Source organism: Curtobacterium sp. SGAir0471, from assembly GCF_005490985.1.
Classification (GTDB): Bacteria; Actinomycetota; Actinomycetes; order Actinomycetales; family Microbacteriaceae; genus Curtobacterium.
This window is the reverse complement of the sequence record NZ_CP027869.1, coordinates 1195431-1215790: the sequence shown is the minus strand read 5'-3', so window position 1 is coordinate 1215790 and position 20360 is coordinate 1195431. Positions and strand designations below refer to the sequence as shown.

At 71.4% G+C, this 20360-nt stretch carries 24 protein-coding genes, 1 tRNA gene, 1 rRNA gene and 1 pseudogene; 5 read left to right on the top strand and 22 right to left on the bottom strand.

Annotation, left to right across the window (positions count from 1 at the left end):
* Positions 1–275: 275 nt before the first annotated feature.
* From C1N91_RS05640 to C1N91_RS16635, 6 genes are all read right to left on the bottom strand, one after another.
* Positions 276–1797: ribosomal RNA gene (locus C1N91_RS05640) — 16S ribosomal RNA — on the bottom strand.
* Between the two features lie 501 nt (positions 1798–2298).
* Positions 2299–3543 carry a 23S rRNA (adenine(2503)-C(2))-methyltransferase RlmN gene (gene rlmN / locus C1N91_RS05635; protein ID WP_137766949.1) on the bottom strand — a complete coding sequence of 415 codons (1245 nt, stop codon included), beginning with the start codon at positions 3541–3543 and terminating at the stop codon, positions 2299–2301.
* 41 nt (positions 3544–3584) lie between these two features.
* On the bottom strand, positions 3585–4586 hold the full coding sequence (locus C1N91_RS05630) for a C40 family peptidase (protein ID WP_137766948.1): 1002 nt from the start codon (positions 4584–4586) through the stop codon (positions 3585–3587).
* A gap of 127 nt (positions 4587–4713) precedes the next feature.
* Complete coding sequence (locus C1N91_RS05625) at positions 4714–5586, bottom strand: alpha/beta fold hydrolase (protein ID WP_137766947.1); 873 nt, start codon at positions 5584–5586, stop codon at positions 4714–4716.
* 110 nt (positions 5587–5696) lie between these two features.
* Complete coding sequence (locus tag C1N91_RS05620) at positions 5697–6746, bottom strand: helix-turn-helix domain-containing protein (protein ID WP_137766946.1); 1050 nt, start codon at positions 6744–6746, stop codon at positions 5697–5699.
* The gene (locus C1N91_RS16635; RefSeq protein ID WP_175415926.1) at positions 6743–6910 is read right to left on the bottom strand and encodes a hypothetical protein; all 168 of its coding nucleotides are present in this window, start codon (positions 6908–6910) and stop codon (positions 6743–6745) included. The genes C1N91_RS05620 and C1N91_RS16635 overlap by 4 nt, the downstream gene beginning before the upstream one ends.
* Before the next feature lie 403 nt (positions 6911–7313).
* On the opposite strand from C1N91_RS16635, the gene C1N91_RS05615 reads away from it, so the two are divergent.
* The 3 genes from C1N91_RS05615 to C1N91_RS05605 are packed head-to-tail and all read left to right on the top strand — an operon-like array spanning position 7314 to position 9237.
* Positions 7314–8027: a class I SAM-dependent methyltransferase gene (locus C1N91_RS05615; protein WP_137766945.1), complete on the top strand. Its 714-nt coding sequence runs from the start codon at positions 7314–7316 to the stop codon at positions 8025–8027.
* A 10-nt stretch (positions 8028–8037) separates the two neighbouring features.
* The gene (locus tag C1N91_RS05610; RefSeq protein ID WP_137766944.1) at positions 8038–8931 is read left to right on the top strand and encodes a DUF6807 family protein; all 894 of its coding nucleotides are present in this window, start codon (positions 8038–8040) and stop codon (positions 8929–8931) included.
* Positions 8932–8982: 51 nt separating this feature from the next.
* Positions 8983–9237: a hypothetical protein gene (locus C1N91_RS05605; RefSeq protein WP_058728065.1), complete on the top strand. Its 255-nt coding sequence runs from the start codon at positions 8983–8985 to the stop codon at positions 9235–9237.
* 39 nt (positions 9238–9276) lie between these two features.
* Here C1N91_RS05605 and C1N91_RS05600 read toward each other — a convergent pair whose 3' ends face one another.
* On the bottom strand, positions 9277–10737 hold the full coding sequence (locus C1N91_RS05600; protein ID WP_137766943.1) for a protein kinase domain-containing protein: 1461 nt from the start codon (positions 10735–10737) through the stop codon (positions 9277–9279).
* Positions 10738–10855: 118 nt separating this feature from the next.
* Here C1N91_RS05600 and C1N91_RS05595 point away from each other — a divergent pair, with 118 nt between their 5' ends.
* Complete coding sequence (locus C1N91_RS05595; protein ID WP_254678357.1) at positions 10856–11383, top strand: tetratricopeptide repeat protein; 528 nt, start codon at positions 10856–10858, stop codon at positions 11381–11383.
* 74 nt (positions 11384–11457) lie between these two features.
* Here the strand turns inward: C1N91_RS05595 and C1N91_RS05590 are convergent, their stop codons facing one another.
* The 9 genes and pseudogenes from C1N91_RS05590 to C1N91_RS16630 all read right to left on the bottom strand — a co-directional run bounded on the left by C1N91_RS05590 (position 11458) and on the right by C1N91_RS16630 (position 15340).
* Positions 11458–11646, bottom strand: a complete 189-nt coding sequence (locus C1N91_RS05590) for a hypothetical protein (protein ID WP_058750437.1) — start codon at positions 11644–11646, stop codon at positions 11458–11460.
* Between the two features lie 39 nt (positions 11647–11685).
* On the bottom strand, positions 11686–12480 hold the full coding sequence (gene aqpZ, locus C1N91_RS05585; RefSeq protein ID WP_137766942.1) for an aquaporin Z: 795 nt from the start codon (positions 12478–12480) through the stop codon (positions 11686–11688).
* A gap of 180 nt (positions 12481–12660) precedes the next feature.
* The gene (locus C1N91_RS05580; RefSeq protein WP_137766941.1) at positions 12661–13224 is read right to left on the bottom strand and encodes a hypothetical protein; all 564 of its coding nucleotides are present in this window, start codon (positions 13222–13224) and stop codon (positions 12661–12663) included.
* Positions 13221–13796 (bottom strand): DUF6286 domain-containing protein, encoded by a 576-nt coding sequence (locus tag C1N91_RS05575; RefSeq protein WP_137766940.1) that lies wholly within the window; start codon positions 13794–13796, stop codon positions 13221–13223. Before C1N91_RS05575 ends, C1N91_RS05580 begins: the two co-directional genes overlap by 4 nt.
* 11 nt (positions 13797–13807) lie before the next feature.
* A complete protein-coding gene (locus C1N91_RS05570; protein ID WP_137766939.1) occupies positions 13808–14140 on the bottom strand; it encodes a hypothetical protein in 333 nt (110 codons plus the stop codon).
* Positions 14137–14328, bottom strand: coding sequence for a DUF2273 domain-containing protein (locus tag C1N91_RS05565; RefSeq protein ID WP_058750405.1), 192 nt, complete (start codon positions 14326–14328; stop codon positions 14137–14139). The genes C1N91_RS05570 and C1N91_RS05565 overlap by 4 nt, the downstream gene beginning before the upstream one ends.
* The gene (locus tag C1N91_RS05560; RefSeq protein ID WP_137766938.1) at positions 14321–14782 is read right to left on the bottom strand and encodes an Asp23/Gls24 family envelope stress response protein; all 462 of its coding nucleotides are present in this window, start codon (positions 14780–14782) and stop codon (positions 14321–14323) included. Before C1N91_RS05560 ends, C1N91_RS05565 begins: the two co-directional genes overlap by 8 nt.
* Before the next feature lie 211 nt (positions 14783–14993).
* Positions 14994–15137 (bottom strand): annotated as a pseudogene (locus C1N91_RS05555) (acyl-CoA desaturase); the annotation flags it as partial.
* Complete coding sequence (locus C1N91_RS16630) at positions 15134–15340, bottom strand: hypothetical protein (RefSeq protein WP_175415829.1); 207 nt, start codon at positions 15338–15340, stop codon at positions 15134–15136. The gene C1N91_RS16630 and the pseudogene C1N91_RS05555, both read right to left, overlap by 4 nt.
* A gap of 134 nt (positions 15341–15474) precedes the next feature.
* Between C1N91_RS16630 and C1N91_RS05550 the strand changes: the two genes are divergently transcribed.
* Positions 15475–15723, top strand: coding sequence for a hypothetical protein (locus C1N91_RS05550; protein WP_137766937.1), 249 nt, complete (start codon positions 15475–15477; stop codon positions 15721–15723).
* A gap of 13 nt (positions 15724–15736) precedes the next feature.
* Here C1N91_RS05550 and C1N91_RS05545 read toward each other — a convergent pair whose 3' ends face one another.
* From C1N91_RS05545 to C1N91_RS05510, 6 genes are all read right to left on the bottom strand, one after another.
* Complete coding sequence (locus C1N91_RS05545) at positions 15737–16408, bottom strand: DUF4166 domain-containing protein (protein ID WP_137766936.1); 672 nt, start codon at positions 16406–16408, stop codon at positions 15737–15739.
* Positions 16405–17034 carry an SRPBCC family protein gene (locus C1N91_RS05540; protein ID WP_137766935.1) on the bottom strand — a complete coding sequence of 210 codons (630 nt, stop codon included), beginning with the start codon at positions 17032–17034 and terminating at the stop codon, positions 16405–16407. The genes C1N91_RS05545 and C1N91_RS05540 overlap by 4 nt, the downstream gene beginning before the upstream one ends.
* 79 nt (positions 17035–17113) lie before the next feature.
* On the bottom strand, positions 17114–18577 hold the full coding sequence (locus C1N91_RS16625; protein ID WP_175415925.1) for a hypothetical protein: 1464 nt from the start codon (positions 18575–18577) through the stop codon (positions 17114–17116).
* 110 nt (positions 18578–18687) lie between these two features.
* A tRNA-Pro gene (locus tag C1N91_RS05520) sits at positions 18688–18761 on the bottom strand.
* Between the two features lie 166 nt (positions 18762–18927).
* Positions 18928–19527 carry a hypothetical protein gene (locus C1N91_RS05515; RefSeq protein ID WP_137766931.1) on the bottom strand — a complete coding sequence of 200 codons (600 nt, stop codon included), beginning with the start codon at positions 19525–19527 and terminating at the stop codon, positions 18928–18930.
* Entirely contained in the window at positions 19524–20354 is an 831-nt protein-coding gene (locus C1N91_RS05510) for an endonuclease/exonuclease/phosphatase family protein (RefSeq protein WP_137766930.1), read from the bottom strand. Before C1N91_RS05510 ends, C1N91_RS05515 begins: the two co-directional genes overlap by 4 nt.
* Positions 20355–20360 lie beyond the last annotated feature (6 nt).

Here is a 20360-nt window from a genome sequence, read left to right as displayed (position 1 = left end):
TGCAGCCCACTCGAAGAACCAAGCAGACTTCCGTCCGCCGGCTCAACCCCCGATCATCACGACCGGGAAGCCTGGTCCCTCAGGACCCAACAACGTGCACCAGCCGACCCGCTCACCCCGACCCCTTCCAACCAGCAAGCTGGCGTACTGAGACCGGAAGCTACGCTCCCGACTGCACTGTCAATGTTCCACCCATGAGCTACCGGCAACCACACTCGGGTTGCATCGGCGCCTGAACCGATCACCTGCAAGAGGGCCGGTCAGATGCTCCTTAGAAAGGAGGTGATCCAGCCGCACCTTCCGGTACGGCTACCTTGTTACGACTTAGTCCTAATCACCGATCCCACCTTCGACGGCTCCTTCCACAAGGGTTAGGCCACCGGCTTCGGGTGTTACCGACTTTCATGACTTGACGGGCGGTGTGTACAAGGCCCGGGAACGTATTCACCGCAGCGTTGCTGATCTGCGATTACTAGCGACTCCGACTTCATGAGGTCGAGTTGCAGACCTCAATCCGAACTGAGACCGGCTTTTTGGGATTCGCTCCACCTTACGGTATCGCAGCCCTTTGTACCGGCCATTGTAGCATGCGTGAAGCCCAAGACATAAGGGGCATGATGATTTGACGTCATCCCCACCTTCCTCCGAGTTGACCCCGGCAGTCTCCTATGAGTCCCCGCCATAACGCGCTGGCAACATAGAACGAGGGTTGCGCTCGTTGCGGGACTTAACCCAACATCTCACGACACGAGCTGACGACAACCATGCACCACCTGTACACCGACCACAAGGGGGCAACCATCTCTGGCTGTTTCCGGTGTATGTCAAGCCTTGGTAAGGTTCTTCGCGTTGCATCGAATTAATCCGCATGCTCCGCCGCTTGTGCGGGCCCCCGTCAATTCCTTTGAGTTTTAGCCTTGCGGCCGTACTCCCCAGGCGGGGCGCTTAATGCGTTAGCTACGACACAGAAACCGTGGAAAGATCCCTACATCTAGCGCCCAACGTTTACGGCGTGGACTACCAGGGTATCTAATCCTGTTCGCTCCCCACGCTTTCGCTCCTCAGCGTCAGTTACGGCCCAGAGATCTGCCTTCGCCATCGGTGTTCCTCCTGATATCTGCGCATTCCACCGCTACACCAGGAATTCCAATCTCCCCTACCGCACTCTAGTCTGCCCGTACCCACTGCAAGCCCGAGGTTGAGCCTCGGGATTTCACAGCAGACGCGACAAACCGCCTACGAGCTCTTTACGCCCAATAATTCCGGACAACGCTTGCACCCTACGTATTACCGCGGCTGCTGGCACGTAGTTAGCCGGTGCTTTTTCTGCAGGTACCGTCACTTTCGCTTCTTCCCTACTAAAAGAGGTTTACAACCCGAAGGCCGTCATCCCTCACGCGGCGTTGCTGCATCAGGCTTTCGCCCATTGTGCAATATTCCCCACTGCTGCCTCCCGTAGGAGTCTGGGCCGTGTCTCAGTCCCAGTGTGGCCGGTCACCCTCTCAGGCCGGCTACCCGTCGTCGCCTTGGTGAGCCATTACCTCACCAACAAGCTGATAGGCCGCGAGTCCATCCCCAACCAAAAAATCTTTCCACCACCAGACCATGCGGCCGGCAGTCGTATCCAGTATTAGACGTCGTTTCCAACGCTTATCCCAGAGTCAGGGGCAGGTTACTCACGTGTTACTCACCCGTTCGCCACTAATCCACCCAGCAAGCTGGGCATCATCGTTCGACTTGCATGTGTTAAGCACGCCGCCAGCGTTCGTCCTGAGCCAGGATCAAACTCTCCGTAAAAAATTACCAACCCACCACCAAAAGCAGCAGGCCGAGTTGATCTTGACTGTAAAGACTGTCCACTGGACAATCAATTCAATCCAAAAGGAATTGTCTCCGACCCGGTCAGCAAACCGACCAGGCACGGGGTCAAAATAATTGGCATTGACAATGTGCACGCTGTTGAGTTCTCAAGGACCAGACGCACCCCCCACTCGACACACCACAGTGCGTCTCATCAGAGGGGCTGGAAGTTCGCTGCCCGGGCGAGACTCGGAAGCGAGCCACTCGGCCGTTCCGTTCTCCGCCTCAGCGGCAACGAGTGATTACTTTACACACGCCCCACCACCACGGCCAACCGACCCACCGCCCGGGCGTGTCGTCCCCCGACTTCCCCGAGAACTCGCGGATGGCGGGGTACCGGCGCGTGCCGAGGACGGCGGGCGGGGCAGACGCAACCCGGGAACGACGGGAGGCGCGGTGCGAACCCGCACCGCGCCTCCCGTTCGACCGATCGTCTGCTCAGACGTCGGTCTCGTCGGCCGCAGCCAACTGACCGCAAGCCCCGTCGATCTCCTTGCCGCGGGTGTCTCGGAGGGTCGTCGGGACGCCGGCGGCGTTGAGCCGGCGGACGAACTCGTCCTGCACGTGGGGCTCCGACGAGGTCCAGACCGAACCGGGCGTCGGGTTGAGCGGGATCGGGTTGACGTGCACCCAGCCCTTGCCGCGGGCGTTGAGCTTCTCGGCGAGCAGGTCGGCGCGCCACGCGTGGTCGTTCATGTCCTTGATGAGCGCGTACTCGATCGAGACCCGTCGGCCGGTCTTCGCGTAGTACTCGTACGCGGCGTCGATCGCCTCGTCGGCCTTCCACCGCGAGTTCACCGGGATGAGCTCGTCGCGCAGCTCGTCGTCGGGCGCGTGCAGGGACAGCGCGAAGGTGAGCGGGATGTCCTCGTCCGCGAGCTTCTTGATCGCCGGTACCAGCCCGACGGTGGAGACCGTGATGCCGCGGGCACTCATCCCGAGGCCGTGCGGCTGCGGGGCGATCATCGTCCGGACCGCCTCGATCACGCGCTTGTAGTTCGCGAGCGGCTCCCCCATGCCCATGAACACGATGTTCGTGACGCGCTCGGCGTCGACGCGGTCCTGCCCGCCCTTCCGCGGGTCGCCCCCGAGCTCACCGGCGGCGATCGCGGCGTTCGCCCGGACGATCTGCTCGACGATCTCGGCCGTCGACATGTTGCGCGTCAGTCCCGCCTGGCCGGTGGCGCAGAAGGGGCAGTTCATGCCGCAGCCGGCCTGCGACGAGACGCAGAGCGTGATGCGCCCGGGGTAGCGCATGAGCACCGACTCGACCAGGGCGCCGTCGTGCAGCTTCCAGAGGAACTTGATCGTGTCGCCCTTGTCCGTCGCCAGGCGTCGGGTCTCGGTGAGGAGCGGCGGCAGCATCCCCGCCACGAGTTCCTCGCGCTGGGCCGCCGGCAGGTCGGTCATCGTCGCCGGGTCCGACGAGTAGTGCGTGAAGTAGTGCGTCGACAGCTGCTTCGCACGGAAGCCGGGCAGGCCGAGCTCCTTGACCTTCTCGACGCGCTCCTCGACGGTCATGTCGGCCAGGTGCACCGGCGGCTTGCCACGCTTCGGTGACGCGAACTGCAGGAGCGGACGCCCCTCGGAGTCCTGGGCCTGGGTCCACCCCTCGGTGCGCGGGCGCACCTGCGGACGAGCGGAGCGCTGCTCCTCGAAGGGGGTGCGGGTCTCGGTGGCCATCACTCCAGTTTACGGGAGGCGCGCAACTCCCCGTGGACGGGTCACTCCCCCGCGGGCAGGAGCCGCGCGAAGTGGTGTGCGTTCGGGTACACCGGCACGATGTCGACCGGGTCGCCGGGGTGCGGTGCCTGCAGCACGACGCCGTCGCCGAGGTAGATGCCGACGTGGTCCTCGTTGTCGAACACCACGAGGTCGCCGGGCAGGGCCTCGGACTGCGGGATCGTCGTGGCCACGGCGTCCTGCGACGGGACGTAGTGCACGAGCGGGATCCCGACGGCCGCGTACGCCACCATCGTGAGACCGGAGCAGTCGATGCCGGAGTGGCTCGCGCCGCCCTCGACGTACGGGTCACCCATGTACTGCAGCGCTGTCGACACGATCGTGGCGCGCTTGCCGCCGGCGGAGAGCACCTTCGAGATGGCGGCCTCGGCCTGCTGCGTGGTGACCCCGTACTTCGTGACGATGGTCGGGTAGGACACGATCGTCGTCGTGGTCGTCATGCCGTCGGTCTGCACGACCGGGACCTCGACGTCGCGGGCGACCGTGAAGGACTGCGCGTCGTACGCGGCGATCGACGAGGACGACGTGCCGTGCGAGGTGGCCTGCGGAGCGGCGTTCGCGGGGACCGCGAGCGTCAGGGACGAGGTGACCGCGATGGCCGGTGCGAGCAGGATCGCCGCGCGCTTGGCGTTCGCGGCGCGGCGGACGTGCCGTGGGTCGGCGGCGCGCTCGGCGCGCAGGGCCGCGGACCGCGAGAGCACGGCGGCGCCGGCGACGGCGGTCGAGGCGACCGGACGCGGTGTGGCGAGCGCGACGGTGCGCGCGGGCTTCGCCGGCTGGACGAAGGAGGAACGGGCGACCGCGGGACCGAGGGCGGCACGACGGCCACGGGGACGACGCGGTGCGGCCGTGTCCGCCACTGCCGGAGCAGCTACGGCGGGACCGGTCGGGGTCGCCGCCGTCCGGGTCGGCGCGGGGGCGACCGCCTCGTGTGCGGTCGACGTGCTGCCGTCGGGGGCTGCGGGCAGGGCGTGACGTCCCATGGTTCCTTCCGGGTCGGCGACAGGGTGATCGACCGACTCGGGAAGATAACGTATTGGTCACGAACCTGTGACCGGCTGGGCAGGGACCCCGGTTCCCTGCGGTTCGTCACAGGCTCGGCGGCTGCGGTCAGCTCCGAGCGAGGTGGTCCCGCACCCGTGCCTGCACGGCAGCGGCCTCGTGGTGGTCCCAGAGCCCGAAGTGCGTGCCACCCGGCAGGGTGACGAGTTCGACGTCCGGAACGGCTGCGGCGGCGCGGGCGCTGTGCTCCATCGGGACCTCGGTGTCCGCGTCGCCGTGCACCAGGAGCGTCGGCACGCGGACGGCCCCGAGCTCGAGGTCGTCGACCGCGCCGAGCACCCGGACGTCGTTGTCCCACCCGGGTCGGTTGCGACCACCGGCGTTGCCGCTCGACGACAGGTCGAGCAGGACCCGGCGGCGTGGCCGGTCGTGCAGGACGTCCGTGACGTGCGCGGTGAGGGCACGGCCACGCAAGGAGCTGACGCCGGCCTCGGCGGTGCGGACGACGACGGACGGCAGGAGTCGCGCGGCGAAGGCGGCGAGCGCCGCACCCGCGCGTGTGTAGGTGACGAGCCACTCCGCGAAGGACGGCGCGGGCGGCACCCACCGGGCCGAGAGACCGGCGACCACGACGAGCGCGCTGACCCGGTCCGGGTGACGGACCGCGAACCGGTAGGCGGTCGGGCCGCCTCCCGACCAGGCGAGCACCGCGACGCGGTCGATGCCGAGTTCGTCGAGGAGCGCCGCGTACCGGTCGGCCTCGTCGTCGAGCGACGGCTGGTCCGGCTCGAGGGTCGTACCCGCGTAGCCCGGTCGGGCGAGCGTCACGACCCGGAAGCGGTCGGAGGGCAGGAAGCGCGCCATCGCCTCTGCGGCGGCGATGCCGCCGGGGGTGCCGTGCAGGACGAGGACCGGGGCGCCGGTGCCGCGCACGGCGACCGCGATCCCGCCGGTCCCGGTGCTCGGTGACGTCCGCTGCATCCCTGCACGCTACCCAGCGCACCATGGGGCGGTCCGGGGCTGCGCGATGGACGCGCCGAGTGCCTCCCGGCCGACCTGCGGATCCGGACAGCCGACGGGCGGCCGCCCGCTCAGCCAGCGTGGGACCACCGTGTCCGCCCCGGGGTCCCCGCCACCGCGATCATCCGCCGCTGCCCGCGCAACGTCTCCCCCGGCGGTTCCCCGAAGCGCGCGGCGTACGCGCCGGCGAACCGCCCCATGTGCCGGAAGCCGCAGGAGGTCGCGACGGCCGCCACCGTGGTCTCACGAGCGTCGGCGAACTGGAGCGCGAGCCGGGCCTTCTCGAGCCGGAGGTCCCGCAGGTAGGTGGTCGGCGTCGACTCCTCCTGCCGTTGGAAGGTCTCCTGGAGCGTCCGCACGCTGGTCTCGGCCGCGGCGGCGATCTCGGCGGCGCTGAGCGGTCGGGCGAAGTGCGCGTACATGTAGGCCTTTGCGCGCTCGAGCGTCGCGACGGGCACGTCCGGGACCCCGCCGTCGGGGTCGGGGCGGAACGCCTCGAGGACGGCCTCGGCGAGGCGCAGGTCGAGCGCGGCCCGTGGGCCGTCCACCACGTCGACGTCGAGCATCGGGGCGGCGAGCTCGCGCAGCGTGCGCTGCAGCGGCGCGAGTCGGGCGGTCGGGACGGCGATCGGGAAGGCCAGCGGCACGGGAGCGGCCGTCCCGCCGACGACCGCGACGGCCTCGACGAAGTCCGCGTCGAAGTGCACCAGGTGCACCGTGCCGGGCGGCGCCGCCACCGTGAAGGGACGACCGGCCGGGCACATCACCGGGACACCCGGGCGGAGGGTGACCCCGTCCTCACGGTCCGGGTCGAGCACGATGCCGCCCTCGACCGACCACGCCAGCAGGTACTGCCGGCCGGGGGCGAGCACGCCGCCGTGGTGCGCCGAGACCGACGAGGTCCGGAGGCTGACGCGCCCGTCCCCGGTCGAGCGGTACCGGTAGGAGAAGGGCGTGTCGCCGTCGGGACGGGACCACAGGTCGCGACCGTCGTACACGCCCTCGTGGAGGGCGCGGGCCTCGCCGGGTTCCGTGCCGCTGTGCACGACCTGGCGGACCGAGGTCCGGCGCTGTTCGATCGTCCGGTCCTCGGCGGGCGGGTCCTGGGTCGCGGTGATCACGTGCGGTCGCCGCGGCCGAGTCCGCGGACCCGCGCCAGGTCGGCGAGCGAGGGCGCCGGGGTGCCCTCCGGGACCGCCCAGCCGCGGCGTGCGGCGCGGCGGAGGTGGCGGTAGGTGGTGACGCGGACCGGTTCGACCCGCTCGTCTGCCTGGTACGTCGACATGTCGTGCTCCCTGCATCACGACCGCCTGGCGTCCTGCGCCGTCCGGAGCGTCGGGGCGGCGTTGCCCACCCTGGCGGCTCCCGCATGGCGTGGGCGCCGGACGATCTCGTCGTGCCGGCGACGGTACGCGCCGCTGCGCGGCGTGACGGGCTCCGGACGCGCAGACCGCGCACTCTGGACGGAACGTCGTCGGGTGCGGGTCCGGTGTGCGACGGACGGGAGGCGCGCGGCGGGCGGCCGTTTGCCTCCCGTCGGACGGTTGCTGGCGGCGGTCCGCGTTGCCGGTCCGGCGGGGATGCTCGCGCTGGTCCGCTTTGCCGTCCGTCGGTTGCTCGCGACGATCCACGTTGCCGGTCCGGCAAGGATGCTTGCGGCCTGCGCCGCCGCGCGGTGCACTGGGCGCATGCACGCGCACGACGAGCCTGACCACTCCCACTCCGCCGCCTCCTCGAACGACTCTCCCGAGGTCGGGACGGCCCGCGAGTGGTGGGAGGCCCGGTACGCGGAACGGGACGGGATCTGGTCCGGCCGGGTGAACGCCGTGCTCGCCGACGTCGTCGCCGGACTGCCGGTCGGGGGCGGGCGGGCACTCGACCTCGGGTGCGGTGAGGGCGGTGACGTCGTCTGGCTCGCGGAGCAGGGCTGGACCGTGACCGGTGTCGACCTGTCCCGGACGGCCGTCGAGCGCGGCGAGCGTGCGGCGCAGGCCGCCGGGGTGGCCGAGCGGACGCGGTTCGTCGCCGCCGACCTCGCGACCTGGGCGCCGGATGCCGAGGAACGGTTCGACCTCGTCACGGCGTCGTTCCTGCAGTCGTGGCCGGTGGAGATCCCGCGCGCGGCCATCCTGCACCGGGCGACCGCGGCCGTTGCTCCGGGCGGGCACCTGCTCGTCACGGCGCACGCCGCACCGCCGCACGGTGACCTGCCCGAGGAGATGCGGGCGTACCGCTTCCCCACGCCCGAGCAGGACCTCGCGGCACTCCAGCTCGACGACGGGTGGGACGTGGTGGTGGCCGAGGGACGGCTGCGGTCGAGCACCGGGCCGGACGGGGAGCGACACGAGACCGTCGACAGCGTGGTGCTCGTGCGGCGGCGACCCGGGCAGGTCGGCGCGTAGCGTCGGGCCAGTGGGAACGGACGGACCGGCGGGAGTGGGCGGCACGCGCCGTGCGCTCGGGTCCCTGGAGGTCGCTGGGGTGCAGGTGGGCGAGGTGCTCGACGGCATGGACCTCCCCAGGGCCTGGGCGCCGCGGCCGTTCGTGCACCCCGTGCGCACCCTGGGCGGCGTGGTGCTGACCGACCGGGGCCCCGACGACCACGCGTGGCACTCGGGTCTGGGGATCGCGTTGCCCGACGTCGACGGCGTCAACTGCTGGGGTGGTCCGACGTACGTGCCCGGTGCGGGCTACCGGTGGCAGGACGACCACGGCGTCGCCACGGTCGAGTCCGGGTCCTGGTCCGTCGCGTCCGGGTCCGGGTCCGTCGCGTCTGCGTCCGTGGCGTCTGCGTCCGTGGAGTGCGGCGCGTCGGACCGGTCCCGGCTGCGGGTGGGGATCGTCTGGCGCAGCCCGGGCGGTGACCCGCTGCTCCAGGAGGACCGCACCCTCGCCTGGGGTCCGGCGCTCGAGGGGTGGCAGCTCGAGTGGACCTCGTCGTTCCGCGCAGCCGGCGGCCGACGGGTGGTGCTCGGCAGTCCGGGCAGCCACGGCCGCACCGGGGCCGGGTACGGCGGCTGGTTCCTGCGCTTCGCGCGCTGCACGGACGTCGTGGTCCGGACACCCGACGGCTCGGGCGAGGACCAGGTGCACGGGTCGGTCGCGCCCTCGGTGTCGTGGACCGGGTCCTTCGACGGCGGACGGGCGCGCGTGCTCGTCGAGGCGCTGGACCACCGCGATCCGTGGTTCGTCCGGGTCGCCGAGTACCCGGCGATCGGCTCGGCCCTGGCCTGGGACGCCCCCACCGTCGTCACTCCGGACGAGCCGCTCGTGCGGTCGTTCCGCGTGACGGTGTCGGACGTCTGACGGTGTCGGACGTCTGACGGTCCGCGGCGGTCGTTCGCGTAGCCTCGCGGTGTGTTCCTGATCTTCGGTACCCGTGGCACCGACACCCTGCTCACCGTGGTCCGCTTCGTCTGCGGGGTGTGCGGGGTCCTGGCGGCGCAGCGGGTGGTGCGACGGACGACGAAGCTCAGCCTGTTCTTCGTGCCGCTGATCCCGCTCTCGCGGTCCCACCGGAACGAGTGCGTCAACTGCGGTGCCGTGACCAGCATCACCGCGGAGCAGGCCGATCGCGCCGTGGCCTGGTCGGACGACCAGCCGCGCTCCTGACGCCGGCGGGCCGTCGTCCGTGCCGTTGCGTGGTGCGGCTCAGTGGGCGCCGTCGAGCGGGAGCGCGTCGCTCGTCGTCCGCAGCCCCTCCTGGCGGAGCTCGAGCTGCGTCACGGCCAGGGCGGCGAGGTCGCGGAGGTTCGCCAGGTCGGCCTCGGACGCCTCGCGCGCGCGGACGTCGAGCACGGCGAGCGTCCCAACCGCGGTGCCGTCGTGCCGGAGCAGGGGGACGCTCACGTAGAACCGGATGCCGAGCGGCCCGGTGACGAGCGGACTCTGCCGCATCTCCGGGTGCACCGAACCGTCCGGGATCACCACGGGCACCGGCACCGGCGCGAAGCCGCTGCGGAAGCTGATGTTCCGAGCCGCCTCGTCGACGCCCTCGGCGATCCACGACTGCGACCACTCGCGGTCCTCGTCGAGCACGTCGACCAGGGCGATCGGGGCGTCGAAGAGCCGTGCCGCCATCGCGACCGTGCGCTGCAGCGACTCCTCGGGGAGCGAGTCGAGGGTGGCCGGGCGGGACCCGGCGGGTGCCGCGTCGCCCGGGGCCGCGTGGCCGTGGCCGGCGTCGGACGGGGCGGCGTCGGACGGGGCGGCGTCGGACGGTGCAGTGGTCGCAGCAGCAGCGGTCCTGGTGCCCGGGGTCGCGGTGTCGCCTCCCGCGCTCTCGGTGATCACGACGTCCCGCAGCATCGCGACGAGCTGCGCGCCGAGGGGCCGGTCCGCCGGGTCCTGTGCCGTCATCACCCGGAGCAGGTGCTTCCAGTGCTCCGGCAGCGGCTCCGGCACGACGGGGTCCCGCGACAGCCGGGCGATCGCGGACTCGACGAGCGACCCCGGGAACTCCCGCCGCCGCGTGAAGCACTGCAGCAGCACGAGGCCGAGCGAGTACACGTCGCTGGCGGGACCGACGTCGCCGCCGCGGGCCTGCTCGGGGCTGAGGTAGGCGGCGGTGCCGGTCGTGACGCCGTCGGCCGTGAGCCGTTCGACCCCGGCGGCGAGGGCGATCCCGAAGTCCGTCAGCCGTGCACGGGCCCGCTCCGAGCCCGTGCCGTAGTCCACGAGCAGGATGTTCGAGGGCTTGATGTCGCGGTGCACGACGCCGTGCGGGTGGATGTACTCGAGCGCTTCGGCCATGTCGTAGCCGATCTCGGCGATGTGCTTCGCGGAGAGCGGCCCGACCTCGAGCCGGGCCTCCAGGTCCTGGCCGACGACGAGCGACATCACGAGGAAGCGCCGCGGACCACTGCCGACGACGTCGACCACCCCCGCGTCGAGCAGTCCGACCAGACCGTGGTGCTCGAGTGCCGCGAGGACGCCGAGTTCAGCCTCCTGCCGGGCCAGGTCGACGGAGCCCGGGTGGAAGAGCTTCACCGCGACCGGACGGTGCAGCACCTCGTCGGTCGCGCGGTACACGACGGACATCCCGCCCCGCCCGATCTCCTGCTCGAGCCGGTAGCGCCCGTCGAGCAGCGGCGCCGCGTCGTCGTGTCCCATGGGTTCCTCGTCGTCCTGTCGGTGGGCAACGATGCATCTTCGCATCCCGTCGCGCGTGCGTGCGTGAAGGCACGTTCCCCGGATGCTCGACGTGTCGGACCCCCGCTACGGTGACACCGTGACCGACTCCACGACCCCGCAGACCCGACCGTCCGATGCCGAGTGGGAGGACCGGGTCGACGCGCTCTGGGCGGACGAGACCGTGGACGACCAGGTCCGGATCGAGCGGATGCGGCTGCTCGCCGCCGAGGCTCCCCACCCGGCCCTCGGTGCCTTCGAGCTCGACGGTGCGCACGACTCCGGCGGCCGCGAGGCCGAAGCGCACGAGCACTACGCGGCAGCGACGGCCTCCGGGTTGGCGGAGGTCGACCCGGACCGTGCCGCGCAGCTCGTGGTGCAGCACGCGTCGACGCTCCGGAACCTCGGGCGCACCGACGAGGCCATCGCGATGCTGCGGGACGCTCCCCTGCACCCCGCGACGGGCTCGGCACCGCGCGTCTTCCTCGCACTCGCGCTGCACAGCGCGGGTCGGGTGGACGAGGCGCTGCGGGTCGCGATCGAGGCGGTCGAGCCGACGCTCCCCCGCTACAACCGGTCGGTCCGCGCGTACGCCGCCGCGCTCACGGATCCCGACGGGTCGCAGTAGCGGCGACACCAGGACGGACGGGAGGCGCGGTGCCAGCTGGCACCGCGCCTCCCGTCCGTCGAAGGGTCGCCTCGTCAGCGCGAGGCGGCCTTCTCGATCTTCTTGCGGAGCTTCGCGCGCTGCTTCCGCGCGTGCGGGTCGTTCCAGGCCTTGCGGATGGTCTCGGCGGTGGTCGTCTTCTTGACGACCGGACGGTTCGACCGGGAGCCGATCCAGATGCCGACCAGGGCGATGAGCCCGATGACGATGATGCGGTTGCGCATGCTGTTCTCCTTCTCGCGGTGTGGCGTGGCCCGGGAGGGTCAGCCGGTGATGCGTCGACGGCCGCCGACGCGGACGATCAGGCCGGCGACGAGTGCGCCGACGATCGGCGCCACGATGAACACCCAGAGCTGCGCGAGCGGCGTGGCCCCACCGTAGACCGCAGCCGCGATGGAGCGTGCGGGGTTCACGGAGGTGTTGCTCACCGGGATGCTCACCAGGTGGATGAGGGTCAGGGTCAGGCCGATGCCGATCGGGGCGAGCGCCTGGTACTCCTTCTTGGCGGTGATCGACAGGATCACGGCGAGGAACACCCCGGTGAGCACCGCCTCGGTCAGGAAGACCGAGCCGAGGCCGTAGCCGCCCGGGCTGGCGCTGCCGTACCCGTTCGACGCGAAGCCGGCGTCGTGCGCAGCCTGGAACGCGCCGGTCTTGCCGGACAGCACGATGGCGATGATGCTCGTCGCGGCGAGACCGCCGAGGACCTGGGAGACGATGTAGCCGGGGACGTGCTTCAGGTCGGTGCGTCCGGCGGCGAGGAGGCCGAGGGTGACGGCCGGGTTGAAGTGTCCGCCGGAGATGTGTCCGACCGCGGCGATGCCGGCGACGAGTGTCAGACCGAACGCGAGCGCGACGCCGAGGAAGCCGACGCCGGACTGGTTGTCGGTGTCGCTCGGGAAGTTCGCGGCGAAGAGTGCCGTCCCGACGCCGCCGAGCACCAGCAGGAACGTGCCGAAGAACTCGGACAGGTAGCGGGCGAGCGGCGACCAGTCGGCGGCGTCCTCACGACGCTGCTCCGAGGTCGACGCGCTGACGGGTTCGTTGTTCCGTGCCATGGGGTGCCTCCTTCAGGCGTGTGCGGACGGGAGGCTCGGGTCGCCTCCCGGGATCGTCTGCGGCCGTGCGGGCGGCCGCTTCCGGGCATGGGACGGCCGGGGGACGTCGGGCGTCCCCCGGCCGGTGGTGGTGCTGGTGGTGCTGGTGCTGGTGCTGGTGCTGTTGCTGTTGCTGTTTCCCTACTGGACGCGGGTGGTGCGTGCCAGTGCGGTGCGGGTGCCGCCGGTGAGGTGGACCAGGACCGGGATCTGCCGGCCGAGGGTGTGGTCGAGGGTGGTGAGTGCGTGGTCGACGGCGTCGAGGACGGTGACCGCGTCCCCGCCGCGGCGGACGTGGACCTTGATCCGTGCCGCGCGGGTCTTCTTGACCAGGTACGTGTCGACCTTCGATCCGACGATGTCGTGGACACCGTTGAGTTCGTGGTCGATGACGTCCCGGACGAGGGCGACGTTCACGGTGACCTGGTCGTCGCCGGAGCGTTCCCGGACGGCGACACTGGTGCCGCCGCCGCCGCGGGTGACGACCACGATCACCGCCAGGACGATGACCACCGCGCAGACGGCGGCGATGATCCACAGTGCGGTGTCGGGGACGGTGACCTTCGTCGGCAGGGTCACGTACTGCCGGAGTGCGTCGCGGACGGGTTGCAGGACGCCGGCGCCGATGACGACACCGACGATGATGCTGATCAGGCCGATCAGGAACAGCAGGACCCGGTTGAAGCCGCGGTTGGTGGTGGTCATGCCAGGGTTCCCTTCTGTTCCACGGTGACCTTCACCGACGAGCCGTGCTTGCCGCCGAGCCGGCCGAGCCGCTCCTGCACGGCGTGCTCCACCTGGGTGCGGTCGACGGGGATACCGGACAGGGGCACCACGTGCACCTCGGTGTGGTGGCCGCGTGCGGAGGCACTGGTGTTGGACTCGGGGACGCCTGCTGCCAGGGCGGCGGCGTTCGCGGCGGTGGAGGCCAGGATGCGGGTGTCGATCACGACCGCGCCGCGGTCCCGGTCGATCCCGGACCGGGGCTGCCGGCCGGGCTTGACCGCCAACACGATGAGGATGATGCCGAGGATCACCAGGACCGCGGCGATGACCTCGGCGATGGTCGTGAACGCCGCGTCGGGCTTGAGGGCGGTGTCGGCGACGGTCTGCGGGTCCGCCAGCAACGGGCGCTGCCCGATGGCCTTCAGGACCGCTTCGGTGCCGACCCACGCCGCGACCACCACCACGATGATCAGGGTGACGGCCAGGGCGGTGGACCGGGACCGGTGGACGCTGCGACGACGCAGCCGCTTCTCGAGCTGTTCGGTGCTCATGATGGCTCCTCCTACCGGACCCGGCCCTCGTGCTCACGCACGATCCCGGTCAGTTCGATGTGGGTCCGACCCACGTGACGTCCCGACAACTGGCCGACCCTGCGGCCCACGGCGTCGGCGGCCGCTGTGGCCGCCCCGACGATGTCGGCTTGTTCGCGCACGGGTCCCGTGACGTCGAGGGCGATGGACCCCCGGTCGTCGTCGAGTCCCACGCGCAGGCGCTTCGCGGGCACGCCGAGCTGTTCGGCTGCGGCGGCCCGCGCCAGCGCCGTGAGCGCTCGTGAGGTGATCTCGACGCGGCCCGGGACGGCAGTCGCGTCGACTCCTACCGGGCCGGCGCTCACCGGGAGCTCCGGCGTCCGGTCAGCACGTCGGTCAGGGCCCCGCGGTCGATCTTGCCGGTCGAGATCGCGGCCACGAGGGCACCGATCAGACCGAACACGATCACCAGGACGAAGCCCCAGAACCCGAACTGCAGTGCCACGACGGCGAGGATGGCGCCGATGAGTGCGCCGACGAGTGTGTTACTCAACGCGGGACTCCTTCTTGTCGTCGTCGTTGTCGTCGTCGCCCTCGATGTGGACGTCCTGGACGGTCACGTTGACCTCGGCGACCTCCATGCCGACGATCTGCTGGAGCGACCGCGTCACGGCCTGGCGGACGCCGTCGGCGACCTGCTGCAGCGGAGCCGGGTACTCGGCGACGATCGTGATGTCCGCGGCGACCTGCTTCTCGCCGACCTCGACCTTGACGCCCTGGCCGTGGTCGCGCTGGCCGATCGCGTCGCGGATCGCGCCGATGGCACGGGCTGCGCCGTTACCGAGCGAGTAGACGCCGTTGACCTCGCGGGCGGCGATGCCGGCGACCTTCGAGACGACGGTGTCGTCGATCGTGGTCTTGCCCGAGGCCGAGCCGGACGCGTGGGTGCCGGTCGAGCGGGTCGCGGCCGAGGTGGTCGCGGGGGTGGTCGTGGTGGTGTCAGCCATTGGTTGCTCCCTTCGAGTGCCCGCCGGGACTCGTTCCCAGCGGTTGCTGTTCACGGATGAGACGGGCTGCCACCGAGGTTCGTCACGTCCCCCGATCCACATCGGGCGTTTCCCCAGGAAACGGGCATCCGGGGCCGTTCTTGTACCCCGATCGGCGCTCCGGAAGGGCGTTGTGGTGCGCAACCGGACAGCGCCGGTGCGCTCCGGTCGGTCAGAAGAAGGGGTCGCGGGCGCTGAGACCCACCCGGTTCAGGTAGCGCACGACGATGCCGTACGAGCGGAGCAGCGTCGTCTCGGTGTACGGCACGTCGAGTGTGTCGCAGTGGTCCCGCACCAGCAGACGGGCCTGCTTCAGGGCGCGAGTCCCACGACCAGGCTGCTGAACGGGGACCAGGAGAAGCCGGTGCGACGACGGAGCAGGCCGTGCTCCTTCACCTGCGCCAGCAGTGCGAAGTAGGTCGACGTGCCGTTGCGGCTGCCCGGACCGGGACGGGTCCGGGCGGAACCGGGGGCGAGCGGGGTGAGCCATCCTTCGATCGGTCCGGAGAGTTCACGCATCCGCGCTTCCGAGGACCGTGGGTCACGGAACCGGGAGAACGCCTGGGACCCCCCGTTGCAGGATCGAGATCCGCCATCGTCCTTCCCCGTGCGAGCCTGGTCGCACCTGACCACGGGAGCGGACGGAGGGGGCTGTGGACCGAGCGATCGCGTGGGTCGTGCTGGCACTCGTCACGGCGGTGCCGGCGGCGCTCCTCGCCGTCACGCAGGTGACCTCGTGTGTGGACGCGCCACCGGGCGGTGGGACGAGCCGGTGCACGAGCGGGCCGGTGCTCGGAGTCGCCGGATCGTGGGAGGCCGGCTCGGTCGCGGTCGTCGTCGTCGCGATCGCGGTCGTCCAGGTCGTGCGCGCCACCCGTTCGGTTCCGGCCGCAGAGGGCTGACGGCCCGACGGCGTCAGGTCCGCGCTTCGGTCCGGACGGGCTTCAACCGGTCCGGGGCGTCGGTGGCGGGTGTCCACTCGCAGGTGAAGGTGCCCCGGTAGCCGAACAGGAACCCGAAGACGCGGTTGTGCACCTCGAGGTCGACGTGGAACGCCTGGTCCTCGTCCGACCACCACTCGTGCAGGGTCGCGCGTCCGCTCAGGAGCATCGGGAACCGGAACGACACCGGTCCCTCGTGGAACCGCTGCGCGTCGGACGTCAGCACGAGCCCGCCACGCTCGTCCACCGCGAGGTCGAGGTCGACCGCCAGGTGCTGGTGCGAACCGAGGTAGTCGAGCACCCGGCCGTCGACGAGCACCATCGTCGCGTCGAACCGCGCGGTCCGCCCGGGCCTGGTCGTGTACGTCCGGACGAACGTCACCGTCTCGCGGCCGAGCGCGTCGCGGTACGGGTAGTTCTCGATCGTGAACGGCACGTCCTCGCCGACGTCGGGCACGAGGATGTTCCGGAGTCGTCCGATCTGCAGGAACGGCACGGTCCACCACGGGCCGCGCCGGATCGAGGACATGACCCCGCGTCCGGTGCAGGCCTCGCCGGCGTCGAGACCCACGCCGAAGCGTCGCCGCATCATCGGGTGGAGTCGTTGGAAGTCGGCGCCGAGCGCCTCCTCGAACACGGACGTCATCGGTCACTCCTCGGGTCGGGCAGCGTCGCCAGCGTGGCCGGGGCGTCGTGCAGGTGGTCGGTCCGTCGAGTGCCGCCGGCGGGTGCGCGGAGCGTCCTGGAGGCTCGTGGCCGGTCCCGGCGCCAGGGCTGCAGGACCGAGGTGAGCGGCCAGGCCTCCGGTGCGGGTCCGCCTTCGAGCCAGATACGGAGGCGGTCGAAGCTCCACGCGGTCGCCCAGCCGAGGAGCGGTCGTACCACCACGTCCAGCGGCCCCCACGCGCTGTCGTAGTCGTAGCCGGTGATGAACCGGGTTCGTCCGTCGTCGGTCGGGACGTACCGCCAGTAGCCACGGCCGGCGCGGATCGGCGAGAGACGGTCGGCGGTGCCGAAGCGCAGCGCCGACGTTCGGGACCCGTCCGGGCGTCGGCGCTCCCCGATGCTCACGCCGGTGCCGTGCACGTCGTGCAGCGGCGAGCGTCGGACGTAGCGGAAGTGGGTCGGTGCGCCGTCCTCGGCACCCTCGGGCACGATCTCCGAGAACCGGACATCCCAGCGGACGTGCTGCTCGGGGTCCTGCGTCGCGGCCCAGACGCGCTCGAGGTCGGCGTCGATGATCGTCTCGACGTAGATGCCCCTGGTCCCCATGGGCCGACAGTAGCGCCTGCGCGACGGCGACCGCGACGTCCCACCGACGCGCCGTTGCGGCCGCGCCGGGTCCGGACGATCAGCCGTTCCAGGCGTCCAGCAGCGCGCGCTCCAGGTCGGCGCGGTCCGCTCCCCGCTCCTCCCCGTCGCGGAGCGGCTCGGCCGTCAGCTGCCCGTCGCGGAGTGTCAGGTCCGTGGTGCCGCCGGTGCCGCGGTCGGCGAGACGGACGTGCAGCCCGCTGCCCTCCGGCAGGACCGGTCGCACGGCCGCGACGAACGCCGGGACCTGGCCCGCGTCGGACAGCGTCGCCGCGACGGACTGGTTCGTGCTGAACTGCTCCGACGACGCCGGCAGGAACGCCCGCAGCGCCGTGCCGACCTGGATGGACGCACCGAGCATCGCCGGGGAACCGTCCACCGACAGCCGGTCCGTGTCGTCCGCAGCGTCCCGGTCAGCGCCGTCGGCCCCGTTCGTGGTGTCGACCTTCGGTCCGACCCGGATCGACGTCACCGGGTCGGCCGGAGCAGCGGCGGCGAGCGCCGTCGCCGTCGCGAGGACCGCGTCCGGGTCGGCGACCGTCACGTCGACCAGGGTCGGCGTGAGCGACACCGCGGTGACGCCCGGCCGGACGGCGACCGCCGCGAGTCGGTCCGCCTCGGCGTAGTCGTCGGCGTCGGGCAGGTCGTCGTCACCCTGGGGCTCGTCCTTCGTGACGATGCCGCCGTCCACGATGACCTGCGCGTCCGGCGCTGCCTGCTGCGCGATCGCGGTCGCGTCCCCGACGTCGTCGAGGTCCACCAGGTGCATCAGGAGCCGGCCCGGCGTGACGGAGGCACGGGTCACCTCGTGCGCGGCGCGCACACGCTCGTACGCTGCGATCTCCGGTGTCGGGTCGCCGACGGTGTCGTCGGTCCCGGCGACGTCGTTCGCGATCCGCAGGTCCGGCGCGTGGTACGCGGGGAGGTCGTCCGACTGGTCCGCCGACCAGGACGCCGACGTCGAGGCCGTGTCCCAGCGAGACGACGTGGCGACCTTCCGGACTGCGTCCCAACCGGACACCAGGTCGTCGGCCTCGCGGACGGTGAGTGCGATGTTTCCTCCAGCGGTGCCGGAGGCGGACGGTGCGTCCACGTCGCCGCCGACCCAGCGGTCGTCGCCGCGGAGCCGATCGACGACGGCGAGCAGCCCGTCGTTCTCGGACGCGCGTCCCTCCAGGGAGAACCGGAACCCGTCGGCCTCCATCGAGCCGTGGTAGGTCGTGCCCGGGCCGGAGGCGTCGTGGATCCAGCGTCCGACCTCGTGGGTGACCCGACGCAGGTCGGCGTCGGTCAGGTCGTCGTCGGCGGTCACCCTGACGGACACCTCTCCGGCGAACGGCAGGTTGTTCGTGCCCGAGCCGCGCACGGACTGCACGCCGTCGAGCGCCGACAGCTCGCGCTCTGCCTTCTCGGCGCCCGCACTGCCCGCGTTGACGTGCGCCGAGCAGCCGGTCAGCAGCAGGAGCGCGGTCAACGTGGTCGCCGTGAGCGCGGTGGATCGCATGCGTCGTCTCCCCCAGAGCATGGCGGGAGCGTAACGCAGCAACCTGCACCACCGAGGCTGAACGTGACGAAGCCCCGACGAGGCGATGGCCTCATCGGGGCTTCTTCCGGTCGGGCTGACAGGATTTGAACCTGCGACCCCTTGACCCCCAGTCAAGTGCGCTACCAAGCTGCGCCACAGCCCGTGAGCTCCGAGGAGCTCGGAACCCCGTCACCGAGGCTCCACCACCCGCGTCCGACCGGAGCGCGAGCAGCCCGTCAAGCATAGCGGACGCCGGACCCTGCTCGCGCCACGGCGCGTCGCCGCCTCGATCGGAGCGCGCAGTGGGCTCGAGCGATGGGCCCGGCCGGTCAGCCCCGCGGCGAGCGCCCGGACGGCCGCACCACGTCCCGCTCCGCCGCCAGCCACGGCAGCACGAGCCCCACCAGCAGCCCACCGAGGCCGTCGGCGGCCAGGTCCCCGATGGTGTCGTCGTACCCGACGTAGATCTTGGAGTCGACGAACTCGTGTCCGAGCCACTCGCACATCTCCCACACGGAGCCGATCGCGAGCCCGAGGGTGAACACCAGGAGCGACACGGAGATCCGCCCTGCATCCGGGGCGTGCGGCACGAGCCGGAGGTCCGCAGCGATCACGGCCAGCAGCGCCGCGAGCAACCCGGTCAGCACGACGTGGATCAGCTTGTCCCAGAGGAACACCGACGTGTACCACTCGAGGGCGCTCGACCACCCGGCGACGAGCACGAGCACGCAGACCGCCAGGTCGAACGCCGGCCGGAGCCCGAGCATCCGCGGCAGGACCACCCCGAACAGCGCGAGCGACATCACCGCGAACGACGTGCTCCCCCACCCGATCGTGGCGATGGGGATGCTGAGGAGCGTCAGGACACGCACCACGTCGGCGGGCTGGAAGCGCCGACGCAGGAACGTCAGCCCGAGCGAGCGCATCACGAGTCCCACCGCACGACCGCGTGCACGGCCGCGTGGTCGGACGGCCACACCCCGCCCGGCCGCCGCACGTTCACGGCGACCCGCTCGACGACGGCGTCCTCGGTGACGAGCACCCCGTCGATCCGCCGGCCGTTGACTCGCGGCGCCCGGTAGTGCGGGTACGTCCCGTAGGCCTCCCCCACCAGCCTGGAGGCGCTCCCCCAGCTGTCCTCGACCCCTGCCTCCGCCAGGGCTCGCCAGGGCGCCGACCCGGCCGGGCAGTTCCAGTCGGCCATCACGACGGCCGGCAGTCCGCGCTCGCGGACGATGCGTCCGAGCAGCTGGGCTCCGCGCAGCCGCGCCCACGGCGAGGCGACGTCGAGGTGCGTCGCGACGGCCAGGAACTGCTGCCCCGTGCCGCGGTCCGCGACGACGGCCCCGACCGCGTGCCGCGGGAAGGCCGTCGCCCACGCCCGCGAGCCCGGACGTGACGGCGTGCGGGACAGCGCCCAGGTGCGCCGTTCGACGACGTCGAGGCGCTCGCGGTCGAGGAAGAGCCCGACCGCCTCGCCACCGCCACGTGCTCCACGACCGACGACCACGGGTTCCCAGCGCGACCCGAGACGGGCGGTGAGGTCCACGGTCTGGGTGGGCAGTGCCTCCTGGACGGCCAGCACCGTCGGTTCCTCGCTGGTGACGAGCGCGACGACGGCGTCGCGGCGGCGTTCCCACGCGTCGGGGTGACCGGCTGCGTGCGGCACCCGGCGTCTGAGGTTGAGGGTCGCGCAGTGCACCTCGGGGGCGACCACCGCCCCGATCGTCGGGTGGTCGTCCGGCGCGGCTGGCATGCACCC

Coding starts and splice junctions, on each gene's coding strand:
- rlmN (WP_137766949.1), bottom strand. CDS start 3,543: ATGGCCACCGAGACCCGCACCCCCTTCGAGGAGCAGCGCTCCGCTCGT.
- C1N91_RS05630 (WP_137766948.1), bottom strand. CDS start 4,586: ATGGGACGTCACGCCCTGCCCGCAGCCCCCGACGGCAGCACGTCGACC.
- C1N91_RS05625 (WP_137766947.1), bottom strand. CDS start 5,586: ATGCAGCGGACGTCACCGAGCACCGGGACCGGCGGGATCGCGGTCGCC.
- C1N91_RS16635 (WP_175415926.1), bottom strand. CDS start 6,910: ATGTCGACGTACCAGGCAGACGAGCGGGTCGAACCGGTCCGCGTCACC.
- C1N91_RS05615 (WP_137766945.1), top strand. CDS start 7,314: ATGCACGCGCACGACGAGCCTGACCACTCCCACTCCGCCGCCTCCTCG.
- C1N91_RS05600 (WP_137766943.1), bottom strand. CDS start 10,737: ATGGGACACGACGACGCGGCGCCGCTGCTCGACGGGCGCTACCGGCTC.
- C1N91_RS05590 (WP_058750437.1), bottom strand. CDS start 11,646: ATGCGCAACCGCATCATCGTCATCGGGCTCATCGCCCTGGTCGGCATC.
- aqpZ (WP_137766942.1), bottom strand. CDS start 12,480: ATGGCACGGAACAACGAACCCGTCAGCGCGTCGACCTCGGAGCAGCGT.
- C1N91_RS05580 (WP_137766941.1), bottom strand. CDS start 13,224: ATGACCACCACCAACCGCGGCTTCAACCGGGTCCTGCTGTTCCTGATC.
- C1N91_RS05575 (WP_137766940.1), bottom strand. CDS start 13,796: ATGAGCACCGAACAGCTCGAGAAGCGGCTGCGTCGTCGCAGCGTCCAC.
- C1N91_RS05560 (WP_137766938.1), bottom strand. CDS start 14,782: ATGGCTGACACCACCACGACCACCCCCGCGACCACCTCGGCCGCGACC.
- C1N91_RS16630 (WP_175415829.1), bottom strand. CDS start 15,340: ATGCGTGAACTCTCCGGACCGATCGAAGGATGGCTCACCCCGCTCGCC.
- C1N91_RS05545 (WP_137766936.1), bottom strand. CDS start 16,408: ATGACGTCCGTGTTCGAGGAGGCGCTCGGCGCCGACTTCCAACGACTC.
- C1N91_RS05540 (WP_137766935.1), bottom strand. CDS start 17,034: ATGGGGACCAGGGGCATCTACGTCGAGACGATCATCGACGCCGACCTC.
- C1N91_RS16625 (WP_175415925.1), bottom strand. CDS start 18,577: ATGCGATCCACCGCGCTCACGGCGACCACGTTGACCGCGCTCCTGCTG.
- C1N91_RS05510 (WP_137766930.1), bottom strand. CDS start 20,354: ATGCCAGCCGCGCCGGACGACCACCCGACGATCGGGGCGGTGGTCGCC.